Origin of the sequence: Leisingera coralii, from assembly GCF_049056525.1 — a bacterium.
GTDB classification, from domain to species: Bacteria; Pseudomonadota; Alphaproteobacteria; order Rhodobacterales; family Rhodobacteraceae; genus Leisingera; species Leisingera coralii.
In genome coordinates, this window is the sequence record NZ_JBHUPT010000062.1 from 1 (window position 1) to 14,471 (window position 14,471).

14 protein-coding genes, 1 tRNA gene and 2 pseudogenes are annotated in these 14,471 nt (G+C 64.6%); 11 read left to right on the forward strand and 6 right to left on the reverse strand.

The window, feature by feature from the left end; all coding sequences use genetic code 11:
- Positions 1-716 precede the first annotated feature (716 nt).
- The 4 genes from ACFMBG_RS18430 to ACFMBG_RS18445 form a co-directional block, all read right to left on the reverse strand.
- A tRNA-Arg gene (locus ACFMBG_RS18430) sits at positions 717-793 on the reverse strand.
- 99 nt (positions 794-892) lie between these two features.
- The gene (locus ACFMBG_RS18435; RefSeq protein ID WP_421056156.1) at positions 893-2,278 is read right to left on the reverse strand and encodes a sensor histidine kinase; all 1,386 of its coding nucleotides are present in this window, start codon (positions 2,276-2,278) and stop codon (positions 893-895) included.
- A 15-nt stretch (positions 2,279-2,293) separates the two neighbouring features.
- Complete coding sequence (locus tag ACFMBG_RS18440; protein ID WP_421056157.1) at positions 2,294-3,712, reverse strand: dihydrolipoyl dehydrogenase family protein; 1,419 nt, start codon at positions 3,710-3,712, stop codon at positions 2,294-2,296.
- Between the two features lie 2 nt (positions 3,713-3,714).
- Positions 3,715-4,488: a TVP38/TMEM64 family protein gene (locus tag ACFMBG_RS18445; RefSeq protein WP_421056158.1), complete on the reverse strand. Its 774-nt coding sequence runs from the start codon at positions 4,486-4,488 to the stop codon at positions 3,715-3,717.
- 323 nt (positions 4,489-4,811) lie between these two features.
- On the opposite strand from ACFMBG_RS18445, the gene rpmH reads away from it, so the two are divergent.
- Genes rpmH through yidD form a run of 3 tightly spaced genes read left to right on the forward strand, consistent with a single transcriptional unit; the run spans position 4,812 to position 5,740 of the window.
- Positions 4,812-4,946 (forward strand): 50S ribosomal protein L34, encoded by a 135-nt coding sequence (gene rpmH / locus ACFMBG_RS18450; protein WP_008554144.1) that lies wholly within the window; start codon positions 4,812-4,814, stop codon positions 4,944-4,946.
- Between the two features lie 23 nt (positions 4,947-4,969).
- Complete coding sequence (gene rnpA / locus ACFMBG_RS18455) at positions 4,970-5,395, forward strand: ribonuclease P protein component (RefSeq protein ID WP_421056159.1); 426 nt, start codon at positions 4,970-4,972, stop codon at positions 5,393-5,395.
- Between the two features lie 57 nt (positions 5,396-5,452).
- Positions 5,453-5,740: a membrane protein insertion efficiency factor YidD gene (yidD, locus tag ACFMBG_RS18460; protein WP_421056160.1), complete on the forward strand. Its 288-nt coding sequence runs from the start codon at positions 5,453-5,455 to the stop codon at positions 5,738-5,740.
- Positions 5,741-5,759: 19 nt separating this feature from the next.
- On the opposite strand, the pseudogene ACFMBG_RS18465 reads toward yidD, so the two are convergent.
- Positions 5,760-6,000, reverse strand: a pseudogene (locus tag ACFMBG_RS18465) (DUF3833 family protein); the annotation flags it as partial.
- Between the two features lie 5 nt (positions 6,001-6,005).
- Between ACFMBG_RS18465 and ACFMBG_RS18470 the strand changes: the two are divergent.
- The 8 genes and pseudogenes from ACFMBG_RS18470 to ACFMBG_RS18505 all read left to right on the forward strand — a co-directional run.
- A pseudogene (locus ACFMBG_RS18470) lies at positions 6,006-6,137 on the forward strand (tRNA 2-thiocytidine(32) synthetase TtcA); the annotation flags it as partial.
- Between the two features lie 203 nt (positions 6,138-6,340).
- Positions 6,341-7,324 (forward strand): TRAP transporter substrate-binding protein, encoded by a 984-nt coding sequence (locus ACFMBG_RS18475; RefSeq protein ID WP_421056161.1) that lies wholly within the window; start codon positions 6,341-6,343, stop codon positions 7,322-7,324.
- Positions 7,324-7,860, forward strand: a complete 537-nt coding sequence (locus ACFMBG_RS18480) for a TRAP transporter small permease (RefSeq protein WP_421056162.1) — start codon at positions 7,324-7,326, stop codon at positions 7,858-7,860. Before ACFMBG_RS18475 ends, ACFMBG_RS18480 begins: the two co-directional genes overlap by 1 nt.
- The gene (locus tag ACFMBG_RS18485; protein WP_421056163.1) at positions 7,857-9,137 is read left to right on the forward strand and encodes a TRAP transporter large permease; all 1,281 of its coding nucleotides are present in this window, start codon (positions 7,857-7,859) and stop codon (positions 9,135-9,137) included. The genes ACFMBG_RS18480 and ACFMBG_RS18485 overlap by 4 nt, the downstream gene beginning before the upstream one ends.
- Positions 9,138-9,216: 79 nt before the next feature.
- A complete protein-coding gene (locus tag ACFMBG_RS18490) occupies positions 9,217-9,969 on the forward strand; it encodes an aspartate/glutamate racemase family protein (RefSeq protein ID WP_421056164.1) in 753 nt (250 codons plus the stop codon).
- Positions 9,953-10,663, forward strand: coding sequence for a GntR family transcriptional regulator (locus ACFMBG_RS18495; protein WP_421056165.1), 711 nt, complete (start codon positions 9,953-9,955; stop codon positions 10,661-10,663). The genes ACFMBG_RS18490 and ACFMBG_RS18495 overlap by 17 nt, the downstream gene beginning before the upstream one ends.
- Positions 10,664-10,681: 18 nt before the next feature.
- Positions 10,682-12,097, forward strand: a complete 1,416-nt coding sequence (gene hydA, locus ACFMBG_RS18500) for a dihydropyrimidinase (protein ID WP_421056166.1) — start codon at positions 10,682-10,684, stop codon at positions 12,095-12,097.
- 194 nt (positions 12,098-12,291) lie between these two features.
- Entirely contained in the window at positions 12,292-13,485 is a 1,194-nt protein-coding gene (locus tag ACFMBG_RS18505) for a pyridoxal-phosphate-dependent aminotransferase family protein (RefSeq protein WP_421056167.1), read from the forward strand.
- Positions 13,486-13,588: 103 nt separating this feature from the next.
- Here ACFMBG_RS18505 and ACFMBG_RS18510 read toward each other — a convergent pair whose 3' ends face one another.
- Complete coding sequence (locus ACFMBG_RS18510) at positions 13,589-14,320, reverse strand: GntR family transcriptional regulator (protein WP_421056168.1); 732 nt, start codon at positions 14,318-14,320, stop codon at positions 13,589-13,591.
- Between the last annotated feature and the right edge of the window lie 151 nt (positions 14,321-14,471).

Sequence of the window (14,471 nt, forward strand, 5' to 3'; positions counted from 1 at the left end):
AGGCCATCATCCCGATAGACCAAAGGCCAGCCATGCACTAACTTTCAACTTGGACCACTCAAGTGGGGCGGCTCAATTTTTGATTGCGCGCATCCAAAGTGCTGAATTGAGAACGGCGACTGCTCACTACGCACGCTCTCTGGGCATACGATACCAAGTTCATGCTGCTCCTACGACAAACGGCAGCTTTTCATCGCGGCGGCGCTGCCAAAGTCAAAGCCGGATCTGGCGAATGGGATGGGTTTCAAATGACGCTTTATGCTCTGCTCTGCCGCTCGTGCCTGGCGCAGCATTCGAAACATTGGGCTCTTCGGTAGCTTTCGCTGCATTTCTGAAGAACGGCTGAAATGGTGGCAGGGTGAACCTGCCGCCTTTTTTTGTTGGCCAGCGGGATTTGGACAAGCCAAACGCCCCTAGCGGTCAGGGTGAGGGCGCCGCCCTCCCCCTCGGGCAATCCTATTAGACAGGGCCGTGTCCTCGGCTGCGCCTGCGGGCCGCACCAACCCTGTCGAATAGCGTTGCCTCGCCCCCTCCCGCGTTCGCCACGTGGCAGATCAGCAGGAACAGGCGGCTGCGCCGACTGAACCTGCAAATCAGCCCTGATTTTCCCAAAGGAAGTCAGATCAAACGAAACAGGCCGCGCGAGTCGAAAACGGGAAATGGGTCAGCAATCTGACAGAAAGGTCAGTTTTGCTTGGCATTCGACAGAAGGGAAGTGGCGGACCGAGGAGGATTCGAACCCCCGACCCCTTGATTCGTAGTCAAGTACTCTATCCAGCTGAGCTATCGGTCCACTGCGGCGGGATTTAATCATAGCACCGGGGAGTCGCAACCCCAAAAACAAAAATAGTTTCATCCGCCTGCCATAATTCCACCTGCCCCTGGCAGCGGCTCAGAGGGTGCCGTCGCCCTTGGGCAGGCAGATCTCGAAGACCGTGCCGCCGGGGCCGGTTTCCTTGAGCGTCACCGTGCCGCCGTGGCCGCGGGTCAGCTCGCCGGCGATGGCCAGCCCCAGCCCGGTACCGCCCTTGCGGGTGCCGCCCTGAAACGGCGTGAACAGATTGTCCTGCGCCTTTTTCGGCAGGCCGGGACCGGTATCCGCCACCGTGATGTACCAGGCGCCTTCGGTCTCTCGGGCGGCCACCGATATCGTGCCCGCCTGCCCGGTTGCGGCAATCGCCTGCCGGGCGTTGCGCACCAGGTTCATGATGATGCGGAACAGCTGCTCCGGATCGGCGCGCAGCATCATCGGGGCGGGCACGGAGTTGATGATCCCGACCTTGGCACTGTCGGCTGCCAAGAGCTCGCTCTCGGCAATGTCGCCGACGATCTCATGCAGGCAGACGACCGCAAAGGTGGGAGACGGCTCCTCCGCCCGGCCGAACGCCAGCGTGCCCTCGCACAGCGAGACCGCGCGGGTGATCGAGTTCACGAGCTTCGGCGCCAGGCGGCGCACCAGCGGGTCCTCACTGCGCTCGATCCGGTCGGTGAACAGCTGCGCCGAAGTCAGGATGTTGCGCAGATCATGGCTCACCTTGGCCACCGCGCCGCCCAGTTGCGCCAGACGCTCGCGCTGCTTCAGCGCATGGGTCAGCTCGGTCTGCAGCTGCATCAGCGCCTCTTCCGCCTCGCGCAGCTCCACCACGCCGGAGCTGGGATGGATGATGCCGCGCGCATCCTCGGGTGCCGCCGCATAGCGCTGCATATGGCCGACCACGCTCTTGATCGGCTTCACCAGCACGATCCGCACCGCAACAAACAGCAACAGCGCGGTGAAAACGGAGATCACCGCCGACAGGATCAGGATCCGCACCCCGTAGTCCAGCATCGCCTGGCGCAGGGGCGCGGTCTCCATGGTGACCTCGATCAGCAGGCCCGCGTCCCGCACCGGCGCGCCGATCACCCGGATGATTTCATTCTCCGGCCGGGCCAGCCGTATCATTGCGTCCTTGATAAGCGTCATCGCGCCCGCCATGCGCAAATCATAGGTGCCGGTGATCTGCTGCGGGATCGGCGAGGCCAGCATCAGCTGGCGGATCTCGTCCCGGCGCAGCACCACGTTGTAGACGCCCGCGTTCTCCAAGAGCTCCGCTTCCAGCTCGGTTTCCAGCATGTCGTCCGCCAGCAGCGCCAGCGAGGCGATCTGCGCGCGCTCCAGCCGGTCCGACAGGTAATCCAGGCGGAACCGGGCGATCGAGGGGACAAAGATCAGCACCTCGGCCAGCATCACGAAGACCGTGGTCAGGATCAGAAATCTGCCCGAAAGCGTGTTGAGCATCCCCCCGCCCTTACCTCATGGAAACCAGCGCTGAACCAGGCGCACCGCGCGTTTTACCCAACTGCTTTCAAAAAGCCGCGGGGAAAAATACGCTCCCGCCGCCCGTTTGTTAATCTCGCCGAAGGAGGGATAAGGCGCAACCATGGCTGTAATCTGGCTCATTTTCAGGCGGTTGGCCAGTGCCATGGACCACAGGCTGATGAGCTCTCCGGCCTGATGGCCCGCGATGGTGGCGCCGACGGGACGCCCGCCGGAAACCATCACCTTGATAAAGCCCTTGGTCTTGCGTTCGGCGATGGCGCGGTCGTTATGCTCATAGTCAAAGCGCACCACCTCCAGCTTCACCCCGTAGCGGTCGCGCGCCTGCGCCTCGGTCAGCCCGACCTGCGCCAGCTCGGGGTCGGTATAGGTCGCCCAGGGGATATGGCTGGTCTTGACCTTCGACGGCAGCCCGAACAGCGCGGAGCGGATGATGACGCTGGCGTGGTAGCCCGCCACATGGGTGAACTGCATTCCCCCGGCCACGTCGCCGATGGCATAAACCTTCTTGTTGGTGGTCAGCAGGCTCTCGTCCACCTTGATGCCGTTGCCCTGTGTCTCGATCCCTGCGGCCTCCAGGTTCAGCAACTCGGTGTTGGCCTTGCGCCCCACCGCCATCAGCAGATGCGTGCCCTTGAACCGGCTGCCGTCCTTGGTCTCGACCTCGATTGCCCCCGCCTGGCCGGAGACGCGGGAGACCATGGCGCCCTCCGCGATCTCCACGCCCTCTGCGCGCAAGGTCTCCAGCACCAGCGCTGCGGCGTCCGGGTCATCCTTGCCCAGCGCCTTGTAGCCTTCGATCACGGTCACCTTGCTGCCCAGCCGGATATGCGCCTGCGCCATCTCCATGCCGATCGGCCCGCCGCCAATGATCAGCAGATGCTCCGGCTTCTCGCGCAGATCGAACAGCGTCTCGTTGGTCTCATAAGGCACCTTGTCCAGCGCCGGGATGGGCGGCACCAGCGGCGCCGACCCGGTGGCGATCACGATCCGGCGCGCGGTGATGCGGTACGGCCCTGCCTCCACCTCCGAAGGGGAGACGAAATGGCCGAACTCGCGGATCACCCGCACGCCCAGGCCCTCAAAGCGCTCCTGGCTGTCCACCGGCGCGATGGTGCCGATCACCTGATGCACGTGATCCTTGGCAGCGGCGTAATCCGGCTGCGGGCGCTGATCCGCCACCCCGAAATCCGCGGTATGCGCCTGGCCGTAGGCGGCCTTGGCACTGGCCAGCAGCGCCTTGGAGGGCACACAGCCGTAGTTCAGGCAGTCCCCGCCCATCTTGTGGCCTTCCAGCAGAACCACATCGGCGCCCATCTGGCTGGCGCCTGCCGCCACCGACAAGCCCCCCGATCCGGCACCGATAACCAGCAAATCGCAGTCGATACGGGTCATGTTCAGGCGTCCTTGTTCCTGCGGCCGCGGATGTTGCCGCGGACAGCCTTGACCAGGATCGGCATTGCGGCCAGCACGCACAGGCCAAGGATCGGCCCGATCACATGCGGCTCCCACAGCAGGCTGAGGTCCGGATCGCCGCCGCGGTCGAACACCGACCCGACCCCGACCCCGATCCAGGTAAAGACGATGGCGCCGGGGATGATGCCCACCGCGGTGGTCCACAGGAAGTTGCCGAATTTCACCCCCACCAGCGCAGGCAGCAGGTTGGCGACAAAGAACGGCACCGCCGGCACCAGCCGCAAAAGCAGCAGAACCTCGATCTCATTCTCCCGCAGCGCCTGTTTCAGCATCTGTACCCGGCCCTCTGCGGCCTCGATCCTGGCCGTCAGAACCGCTCCCAGCCCCATGCGCGCGGCCAGAAAAATGCCCGCCGCTCCGATGGTGGCTGCGACCACATTGAACGCGGTGCCCGCTGCCAACCCGAACAGGAAGCCGCCGGTAACGGAGGCCACCGCCGCCCCGGGCAGCGAAAACACCACAATCACGATGTAAATCCCCATGAACAGCGCCACCAGGCCCAGGTAATTCTGATCCCGGAACGCCATCAGCGCCTCCCGGTTGTCGCGCAGCGTGTCGAAGGTCAGGTAATCCTTCAGCGTCACCGCCCCGATCAGCGCCACAGCCACCACCGCGATCAGCGGCAGATGGCGGGCCAGGCCGGGCTTTGATCCAGCTTGCGGGTCGGTACTCGGGGTCTCGGTCATGTCGCTCATCGGTCCGTGGTTGCTGCAGAGCTTGTTGCTACGTGTTAAATGGCGCCGGCGCGAGGGCAAGCAGCCCTGCCTCACAGGTGCTTGAACACAGGCCCGGATTCCGTGAGCTTTGTGGCAGAATCAGCGGCCCCATGTTACAGCCGCGCTGTCCGGACCGGCCGTTCCGGGGCAGTTTTTGGCAGAAATGTTGCATATTGCCCGGAAAAGGCGGCCTGCGGGGTTTGACTTGGCCGTCATTCCCTCCTAAAGACCGGGCTTCGAGATAGACCCCGGGCGGGCGATTCCGCGCCGTACCCGTAGACATAAATGTGGAGACCGGAGCGATGAAACGCACCTATCAGCCTTCGAACCTGGTTCGCAAACGCCGCCACGGCTTCCGTGCGCGCATGGCCACCAAAGCAGGCCGCAAGATCCTGAACGCACGCCGCGCCCGCGGCCGCAAAGAACTGAGCGCATAAGCTCAGTTCCCGTTCTGACGGAGATGACACCGCCGGAGGCCCCCAAGGACGGCAAAGCTGCCCGCGGGGACACGCCTCCGGCGGTGTCCGTTTGCGCACCGGATGCGCCCAAGCTTGAGGTCATGGCCAAGCGCCGTGATTTCCTCGCCTGCGCCCGCCCCCCTGCCCGCAAGCAGGGCACCAAGGGGATGATGGTTCAGGGCCGCAAGCGCCAGGATGATGGCGGCATCCGGGTGGGCTTCACCTGTTCCAAGAAAGTCGGCAACGCAGTCGCCCGCAACCGCGCCAAGCGCAGGTTGCGCGAGGCCGCGCGGATGATTCTGCCCGCGCACGGCCGTCCCGGCTGGGATTACGTGCTGATCGGCCGCGCCGTGGAGACCGCCCAGCGCCCCTTCGAAGAGCTGAAGCGCGACCTGATCTATGCGCTGAAGAAAATCCACGGCCATTAACCGCACCGGGCCTTCGGTATTATTGCCACCCGGCCGCCCTGCTCCTATCTATCCCGCATGACCCCGCTGGCCCATCTCTTCGCCCTGCCTGTGTGCGCCTACCGGCTGCTGTTCAGCCCCTGGGTCGGCTTCAACTGCCGCTACCAGCCCACCTGCTCCGCCTACGCACTGGAAGCACTGGAGAAACACGGCGCCATCAAGGGCGCTTGGCTGACTGCGCGGCGCATCGGCCGCTGCCATCCCTTGGGCGGCGACGGCTATGATCCGGTGCCGGGCTGCGACCCGTCGCACGACCACCCCACAGCCACCCGCAAAGACAGCGCACAGGACAGCCTGGGCAGCTGAGCCCGCTACTTCTTCTCGAATAGATCGTGATCTCCCCCAGCGTCACGCCAAAGCGGCTCGTATAGGCCTTATTCAACAGGCTCTGCCCCTCTAGCAGCCACATCCAGTCATCAAAGGACACCCGCATGGTGCCGCCCTGCGGCACCGGCAGGTCGATGGTATGGGCCCGGTTTCAGGTGTCGCCGCGCTCTTCCCCGGGCGATCCCCTGCACGCCGTCTGCGGTGCCTTCCCAGCTGTCCTCGCCTGTCTTGGTCAGAGTCCGCCATGCTTGATGATGATCTGGACGAAATCCATCCGCTGTTTGCCGGTGCCCCCGCGACAACGGAGTTCAAGAAGCACAGGAAGTCTATCGTGCGCTTTGCGCGTGAGGCGATCGAACAATACGGCATGGCCGAACACCCGCCGAGGGCCGGGTTTCAGGCTGCTCCAACCTCAGTCAAAATGTTTTAGGGATTAACTTCTCCTGTTTTACTATTTATTTTCATATGGTTACAAGCTTTATAATAAAAAACAAAAAATAATCTTGAGATTCGGGAGAGCCTCCCGAATACTCCTCCCATCACATGACTTCACGGGGATCGAGGGAGGAGCCCAAAGCCATGAACCTCAAGAACACTTGCATTGCAGCCATCATCACAGCCTGCGCGACGGCAACACCGCTGCTGGCGGAAACCCTGCGCATCGGCGGCAATTTCCCGGCTGAACATTCCAGCTCCAAAGCCATAGAGCGTTTCGCCGATGCCGTCTCCGGAGCCACCGGCGGCGACCTGGAAATCGCCAGCTTCCCGGCCATGCAGCTGGGTGGCGCCAAGGAAAACGTAGACCAGGTCCGCACTGGCGTGATCTTCGGCACCTGGATTGGCACAGCCTACCTCTCCCGCACCGTACCCGAGCTGGAGGCGGTCTCGCTGCCGTTTGCCTATCCGGACCGTGAAACAGCCTTCCGGGTGATCGACGGCAAGGTCGGCGAGCTGCTGGCCGAAGAGCTGGCGGATCAGGGCTTCGTCGCGCTTGGCTGGATGGAGCTGGGGTCGCGCAATGTGACCAACAGCACCCGTCCGATCGAATCCGTCAAGGATTTCGGCGGCCTCAAGATCCGTCTGCAACCGAACGAAACCCATCTCGCCACCTTCCGCGCCATCGGCGCCAGCCCGGTGTCGATGGGCATCTCTGAGGTCTACTCGGCTCTGCAGCAAGGCGTGCTGGACGGCCAGGAAAACCCCTATTCGATCATCAAGAGCCGCCAGTTCGAAGAGGTGCAGACCTACCTGTCGGACAGCAACCACTTCTTTGACTATATCGCTCTGGTGGTAAACAAGCGGAAGTTCGAGCGTCTGAGCGAAGAACAGCAGGCAGCCCTGCGCGAAGCCGCGGCGGATGCCGTCGCCTGGCAGCGCGCTCAGGCCGCAGCCGAGGATACGGCAGCACGCGAGAAGCTGGTGGAGGCCGGTATGACCTTCACCCCTATCCCGGAAGACGTCCGTGGCGAATTGCGCAGCCTCACCGCGCCGGTGATCGAGGATCTGAAGTCCCGCATTGACCCGGCCATCATCGACGCCGTGCTTGAAGAAGTGAACGGCTGATGTCTGCCCAGGTACAGCAGGGGCCCGCACAGGCGGGCCCCCTTTTCGGCCGATGCAAGACGGCCGTCAGCCACATCGATGCCCTGTCCAAGGGCGCCGTCATCACCGCGATGGCCGTGATGACAGGGCTGGTGATCATCCAGGTGGTGTTCCGCTATGCCTTCTCCAGCGCCATCGACTGGTCTGAGGAAGTCGCCAGGCTGGCCTTTGTCTGGGCCATGTTCCTGGCCATTCCGCACGGCATCCGTCACGGCGTCCACGTCGGCATCGACGCGCTGGTGGTGCGTTTCTCAGAGCGTGCGCAGGAGGCGCTGTTCCGGCTGTCGGCGGTTCTGGGTGCGGTGCTGATGGTGGTGATCTTACGCGTCTGCGTTGATGTCACCCTCTACACCTGGCCGGAGATGATGCCGACCCTGCCGCTTACCAATGCCGTCTACTACATCGCGGTGCTGATTGCCGCGGTTCATTCAGTTCTGCATCTTCTTCTGCTGGCCTGGGGCGGCCGCGGCACCTGGTCCGGGGAGGCCACGCAATGACCCTCACCGTTATCCTCATCTTCTTCGGGCTGGCCCTTCTGGGCATGCCGTTGGCCTTTGCGCTCGGCTTTGCCTCGCTGGGCGGGCTCCTGGCGGGCGGCATCGAGTTGTCAGTGCTGCCGCAGCGCATGATGCACTCGGTCAATTCCTTCCCGCTGATGGCGATCCCGCTGTTCATGCTGGCGGGCGAGCTGATGGTGCGCGCCGGCATCATGCAGCGGCTGGTCGATTTCTCCAATTCCATCGTCGGCAAGCTGCATGGCGGCATGGCGCATGTGGCGATCGTGGCCGGCATGATGCTGGCGGCAGTTTCCGGCGCGGCCGTGGCCTCGGCCTCGGCGCTGGGGTCGACGCTGGTGCCCGCCCTGCGGCAGAACTACGACGACGGCTTCTCCAGCGCGGTTGTGGCCTCGGCTGCAAACCTCGGCGCCATCATCCCGCCGTCGAATGCGATGATCGTCTACGCGCTGATGGCAGGCTCCACCGTCTCGGTCGGCGGCCTGTTCATGGCGGGCATCGTGCCTGGTATCCTGCTGACCGTCGGCTTCATGGCGCTGGGGTCCTGGGTCAGCTGGCGCAAGGGCTATCAGCTGACCGGCGAAAGCTTCCGCATCGGCCATGCCCAGCGCGAGACCTGGCGGGCGCTGCCGGTGCTGCTGATGCCGATTGTCGTCGTGGGCGGCATCGTCGGCGGCGTCTTCACCGCCACCGAAGGCGCGGGCATCGCCGTGGCCTATGCGATGGTGATCGGCTTTTTCGTCACCCGCAAGCTGACCGTCGCCGACCTGCTGCCGTCGCTGTTCAACGCCGCGGTGGGCGCGGCCATGGTCGGGGCGCTGATCGCCTTTGCCGCCGGCGTCACCTTCCTGTTCACGATCGACATGGTGCCCGCAGCGCTGGCCGGGTTCCTGGAAAACGTGACCTCCAGCCCGATGATCTTCCTTCTGATCGTCATGGTGATCCTGATCGTCGTCGGCATGTTCATTGAATCCAACGCCGCCTACATCATGCTGGTGCCGCTGTTCGCTCCGGTTGCCCTCAGCTTCGGCATCGACCCGCTGCTGTTCGGCTTCCTCTTCGTGTTCAACCTGATCATCGGGATGATGACCCCGCCGGTCGGTGTGGTGCTGTTCGTGATGAGCGGCGTCACCCGGGTGCCGATGACCAAGCTGATCGCCAGCGTCTGGCCCTTCGTCGCACTGCAGTACGTGGTGCTGGCGCTTTGCCTGGCCTTCCCCGGCATCGTCACCTGGCTGCCGCGCACCCTCGGCTACTGATCCCATGAACAGTCAAGACACGCAAAAACACACAGACCGGCCCGGCCAAGGGCCAGCCAAGGACGAGCAAGGAAAACAGATGCGCATTCTGATGATCAACCCCAACACCTCGGAAGGGGTGACCGCGCGGCTCGAACAGGCGGCCCGCGCGGTGATGTCCCCGCAGACGGTGCTGGACAGTGTGACCGCGCCGGCAGGCGTGCCCTACATCTCGACCCGGACCGAGTCTCTGATCGGCGGCGTCTCGGTGCTGGAGATCCTTTCGGAGCGCCACCAGGACTATGATGCCGCCATCGTTGCTGCCTTTGGCGACCCGGGGCTGGGGGCGGCGCGCGAGCTGTTCGACCTGCCGGTGGTGGGGCTGGCCGAGGCGGGCATGCTCACCGCCTGCATGCTGGGCGGGCGCTTTGCCATCGTCACCTTTGCCGCCGCGCTGGAGCCCTGGTACCGCGAATGCGTCGCCTGGCACCGGCTGGAGGCGCGCTGCGCCGGGGTGCATACCCTCTCCGGCGCGTTCCGCTCGATCAATGACGTGCAGGAGGAAAAGGCCGGCCTGCTGGTCGAGCTGTGCAACCAGGTGGCAGCCAGCGGCGAAGCGGACACGATCGTGCTGGCTGGTGCCCCCTTGGCCGGGCTTGCCGCGCAGGTGCGCGACCAAGTACCAGTGCCGCTGGTGGACTGCGCCGAAGCGGCAATCGGCCAGGCCGAGACTCTGGCCCGGCTGCGTCCCGCCAAGGCGCAATCCGGCAGCTTCCGCCGCCCTGCCGCCAAGCCCTCCACCGGGCTAAGCCCGGCGCTGTCGGCCCGTATTGCCCATGACCCCGCTCACTGAGACGGCTGGAGTAGCCCGGCGCAGCCGCAGCGCAGTCAGCCGCGCGCCGCTGCACGAACAGGTGGCGGACCTGCTGCGCGGCCTGATCGTAACCGGCCGCCTGGTGCCGGGCGAGAAGCTGCGGATCACCGCGCTCGCCCGGCAGCTCGGGGTGTCGCTGACCCCGATGCGCGAGGCGCTCAAGATCCTCGCCGAGGAGCAGTTGATCGAGCTGACGCCGAACCGCCCGACCCGGGTGGCGGCGGTCACGGTGGCCGATACCCGCGCCCTGTTCGAAGTTATGGCGGGCATCGAATCCCAGGCTGCCGAGCTTGCCGCCCATCGTATGACCCCAGCGGATCTGGCCAGGCTGGAAGCGCTGCACACCGAAATGCTGCAATGCTTCTGCCAGCGCGACAACGAAGCCTACTTTGCGCTCAACAGCCAGCTGCACGACCTGATCGTGGAATGCGCCGGCAACCCGATCCTTGCCCATGTCCGGGCCAAGCTGTCGCTGCGGGCCCGGCGGGTGCGTTTTGTCGCGGTCAATGACGGCAGCCGCCGCGAGGCGGCACTGGCCGAGCACGAACGGGTGATGGCTGCCTTTCGCGCAGGCGACCCGGACGAGGCCCGCCGCGCCTGGCGCATCCACCTGCTGAACTCCGGCGCGGAGGTCTGCCGCATCCTCGCCGCCCGAGACCAATCCCCCGAATAGAAAAGGAACGCATCCGGCATGCCTGAATTCGACCTTACCATCCGCGGCGGCACCATCATCACCGCCGCCGACCGCTACGCCGCCGATATCGGTGTCCGCGGCGGCCGTATCGTGCAGATCGCCAGCCGCATCACCGGCGCTGCCGAAGAAATCGACGCCAGCGGCCTGCTGGTGATGCCGGGCGGCGTCGACGCCCATGTGCATCTGTCCCAGCCCACCAGCGACGGCACCGTCATGGCCGACGACTTTGCCAGCGGCACCCGTGCCGCGGCGGCCGGAGGCAACACCACGGTGCTGCCGTTTGCGCTGCAGGAAAAGGGCAAGTCGCTGCGCGCCTGCATACAGGACTACCATGCCAAGGCCGAGGGCAATTGCGTCATCGACGTCTCCTTCCACCTGATCGTCAGCGACCCCACCCCGCAGGTGCTGGGCCAGGAGCTGCCAGCGCTGGTGCGCGATGGCTATACCTCCTTTAAGGTGTTCATGACCTATGACGACCTCAAGCTCGACGACAGCGAGCTGCTGGAGGTGTTCGAGGTGGCACGCCGCGAGCGGGCGCTGGTGATGGTCCATGCCGAGGGCCACGATGCAATCAAGCACATGACCCGCAAGCTCGAAAAACAGGGTAAGACTGCCCCCTATTACCACGCCATCGCCCACTCCGAGATCGCCGAGCGCGAGGCCACCCACCGGGCGATCAGCCACGCCCAGCTGACCGATACGCCGATCATGATCGTGCATGTCTCCGGCCCCGACCCGATGGAGCAGATCCAGTGGGCCCGCCGCCGCGGCCTCAAGGTGCTGGCAGAGACTTGCCCGCAGTACATCGCCCTGACCAAGCAGGACCTGGCGGGGCTCAACATGGATTTCGAGGGCGCCAAATACGTCTGCTCGCCGCCGCCGCGCGACCGCAGCAGCCAGGAGGCGGTCTGGCAGGGGTTGCGCGACGGCACTTTCGACGTCTTTTCCTCCGATCACGCGCCGTTCCGCTTTGACGGGCCGGACAACACCGGCAAGGACAATCCCAACGCCCGCACTTCCTTCAAATGGGTGCCCAACGGCATTCCCGGCATCGAGACGCGGCTGCCGATCCTGTTCTCCGAAGGCGTCAGCAAGGGACGCATCACCGCCGAGCGCTTTGTCGCCCTGACCGCGACCAATCCGGCCCGCACTTACGGGCTCTATCCCCGCAAAGGTTCGATCATGGTCGGCGCGGATGCGGACATCGTGCTGTGGGATCCGCAAAAAACCGCTCCGATCCGCCAGCAGGACTTGCACCACGGCGCCGATTACACCCCCTACGAGGGGATGGAGATCACCGGCTGGCCGGTCCGCACCATCCTGCGCGGCCAGACGGTGGCGCTGGAGGGCACCGTCACCGGCGCCCCCGGCGATGGCGCCTACCTGACACGCGAGCCGTCCGAATTTGTCTGACCAGCCTGGCCATGCCTGAACAAACGGCTGCCGCAGGGCGGCCGTTCGTGATTCTGTCCAGCCCTGCGATCAAACCGTTCTTTTGGAAGCAATTCTCGCCTCCAGTTCAACGCCTTATGCGTTATTTGATTTTTTATCATTTTTCAGGCAACCTGCTGAAACACGAAAAAAATTCCAAACGGGGAGCCTTCAACATGTTCAAGCCAGGCAGGCATTTTCTGCAGATTCCCGGCCCTACCAATGTGCCCGACGATGTGCTGCGCGCAATGGACCAGCCCACCATGGACCACCGCAGCCCGGAATTCGGCGAGCTGGGCTTGCGGGCGCTCTCCGCCCTCAAGACCGTGTTCAAAACGGACAGTGACGTCATCATCTACCCGGCCTCGGGCACCGGCGCCTGGGAGGCGGCGCTGGCCAACACGCTATCTCCCGGCGACAAGGTGCTTATGTGCGAAACCGGCCAGTTCGCGTCGCTGTGGTTCAGGCTGGCGCAACGGCTGGGGCTGGAGCCGCAGGTGATCGAAACCGATTGGCGCACCGGCGCGGACGTGGCGGCCATTGCCGGGGCGCTGCAAGCCGACACGGGCCACACGATCAAGGCGGTCTGCGTGGTGCACAATGAAACCTCGACCGGCTGCACCTCCGACATCAAGGCGGTGCGGGCGGCGCTGGATTGTGCGGCGCACCCGGCCCTGCTGATGGTGGACGTGATCTCCTCGCTCGGCTCGATCGACTACCGGCATGACGAATGGGGCGTGGATGTCACGGTCGGCGGCTCGCAAAAGGGGCTGATGCTGCCGCCGGGCCTGTCCTTTAATGCAGTCAGCACCAAGGCCAAGGCGGCCGCGGCCAAGGGCTCGATGCGCCATTCATACTGGAGCTGGGAGGAAATGCTGAAGGCCAACAGCACTGGCTTTTTCCCCTATACGCCGGCCACCAACCTGCTTTACGGGCTGGCAGCCGCCGTAGACCGGCTGCATGCCGAGGGGCTGAACACCGTCTTTGCCCGCCACCAGCGCCATGCCGAGGCCACCCGCCGCGCGGTGCGCGCCTGGGGTCTGGAAGTGCTGTGCCGCACGCCCGAGCATTACTCTGGGGCGCTCACGGCTGTACTGATGCCTGACGGCCATTCCGCCGATGCCTTCCGCAAGGCCGTGCATCAGCAGCTCAACATGTCGCTTGGCAACGGGCTCGGGCGGTTGGCAGACCGGGTATTCCGGATCGGCCATCTTGGCGATTTCAACGACCTGATGCTGGCCGGCACGCTCAGCGGCGTGGAAATGGGGCTGAAATTGGCTGGGGTTCCGCACCGGTCAGGTGGTGTGCAGGCGGCGCTGGAATACCTAGCGGGAGCCGCTTCCGGAACGCGCGATGCGCAAGCTGCTTAGCACCGGCCGTCCATGCCCGCACGGCGGCTGTATTGCCCGGCCGCCGTGCCATTACCGCGGGGCAGGCGCGGTCCGGCGGTGCCCGGCTGCCCCTGGCCGGCTCTCAGGTCTGCGCTTCTTCGCGTTCCGCCTCCCAGACCTTCAGGATCCGGCAGGTCTCTTCCCCGGAGCTCAGCAGATGCCGCCGCCAGACCCTATGCGCCGCCTTGGCATCGCGCGCCCGCAGCGCCTGCATCAAATCGTCGTGGTCCTGCATCGCTTCGATGCGGTGCGGTCCGGAGGCCACGGAAATGAACCGCGCCCGCTCGGCCCGGCGGGCCAGCTGCGCGCGCATTTCCTTCAGGATATCGTTGCCGGCAAATTCAACAATCTTGTCGTGGATTTCCCGGTTCAGCTCGAAATACGGCTCCTTCTCGCCGCGTTCATGATGCCCGCGCATGGTTTCGTGCAGCTGTTCCAGACCGGCCAGCTGCTCATCGGTGATACGGGTGGCGGTCAGCTCCGCCGCGAGCGCCTCGATCCCCGCGATTACCTCGAACAGTTCCTTGGTGCCCTCGACCGTGATCGGCGCCACCCTGGCGCCGCGGTTTGGCATCAGCTCGACCAGCTGTTCGCCCGCCAGCACCTTGAGCGCCTCCCGCAAGGGCGTCAGCGACACCTGCAACTCTTCCGCCAGCTCGTTGAAGCGGATCTTCTCGCCGGTGGGCAAAATTCCCGAAACGATCATCTGGCGCAGCTGATTGACAACCTGCTCATGCAGGGACAGGCGGCTGATGGTCAGCTTGCCCTGGGCATTGTATCCTCTGCGCTTTTTCGGCGCCGGCTTTCCGTCCATACCGTGTCTTCCCTGTTCCGGCCCCGGCCGCACCGGGGCACGTTGATATTTACGCATCTGCGTCCTGCCGGGTCAATTAGGCTGTTTGTTCCAGCTTATCAACGCAGTGACCGCAATCTTATCACTAATCAAATCCCCACAGCAGCCGTCG

Bases quoted from the DNA above. Each gene is read 5' to 3' on its own strand.
- ACFMBG_RS18435 (WP_421056156.1), bottom strand. From the start codon at position 2,278: ATGCTCAACACGCTTTCGGGCAGATTTCTGATCCTGACCACGGTCTTC.
- ACFMBG_RS18440 (WP_421056157.1), bottom strand. From the start codon at position 3,712: ATGACCCGTATCGACTGCGATTTGCTGGTTATCGGTGCCGGATCGGGG.
- ACFMBG_RS18445 (WP_421056158.1), bottom strand. From the start codon at position 4,488: ATGAGCGACATGACCGAGACCCCGAGTACCGACCCGCAAGCTGGATCA.
- rpmH (WP_008554144.1), top strand. From the start codon at position 4,812: ATGAAACGCACCTATCAGCCTTCGAACCTGGTTCGCAAACGCCGCCAC.
- rnpA (WP_421056159.1), top strand. From the start codon at position 4,970: ATGACACCGCCGGAGGCCCCCAAGGACGGCAAAGCTGCCCGCGGGGAC.
- yidD (WP_421056160.1), top strand. From the start codon at position 5,453: ATGACCCCGCTGGCCCATCTCTTCGCCCTGCCTGTGTGCGCCTACCGG.
- ACFMBG_RS18475 (WP_421056161.1), top strand. From the start codon at position 6,341: ATGAACCTCAAGAACACTTGCATTGCAGCCATCATCACAGCCTGCGCG.
- ACFMBG_RS18480 (WP_421056162.1), top strand. From the start codon at position 7,324: ATGTCTGCCCAGGTACAGCAGGGGCCCGCACAGGCGGGCCCCCTTTTC.
- ACFMBG_RS18485 (WP_421056163.1), top strand. From the start codon at position 7,857: ATGACCCTCACCGTTATCCTCATCTTCTTCGGGCTGGCCCTTCTGGGC.
- ACFMBG_RS18490 (WP_421056164.1), top strand. From the start codon at position 9,217: ATGCGCATTCTGATGATCAACCCCAACACCTCGGAAGGGGTGACCGCG.
- ACFMBG_RS18495 (WP_421056165.1), top strand. From the start codon at position 9,953: ATGACCCCGCTCACTGAGACGGCTGGAGTAGCCCGGCGCAGCCGCAGC.
- hydA (WP_421056166.1), top strand. From the start codon at position 10,682: ATGCCTGAATTCGACCTTACCATCCGCGGCGGCACCATCATCACCGCC.
- ACFMBG_RS18505 (WP_421056167.1), top strand. From the start codon at position 12,292: ATGTTCAAGCCAGGCAGGCATTTTCTGCAGATTCCCGGCCCTACCAAT.
- ACFMBG_RS18510 (WP_421056168.1), bottom strand. From the start codon at position 14,320: ATGGACGGAAAGCCGGCGCCGAAAAAGCGCAGAGGATACAATGCCCAG.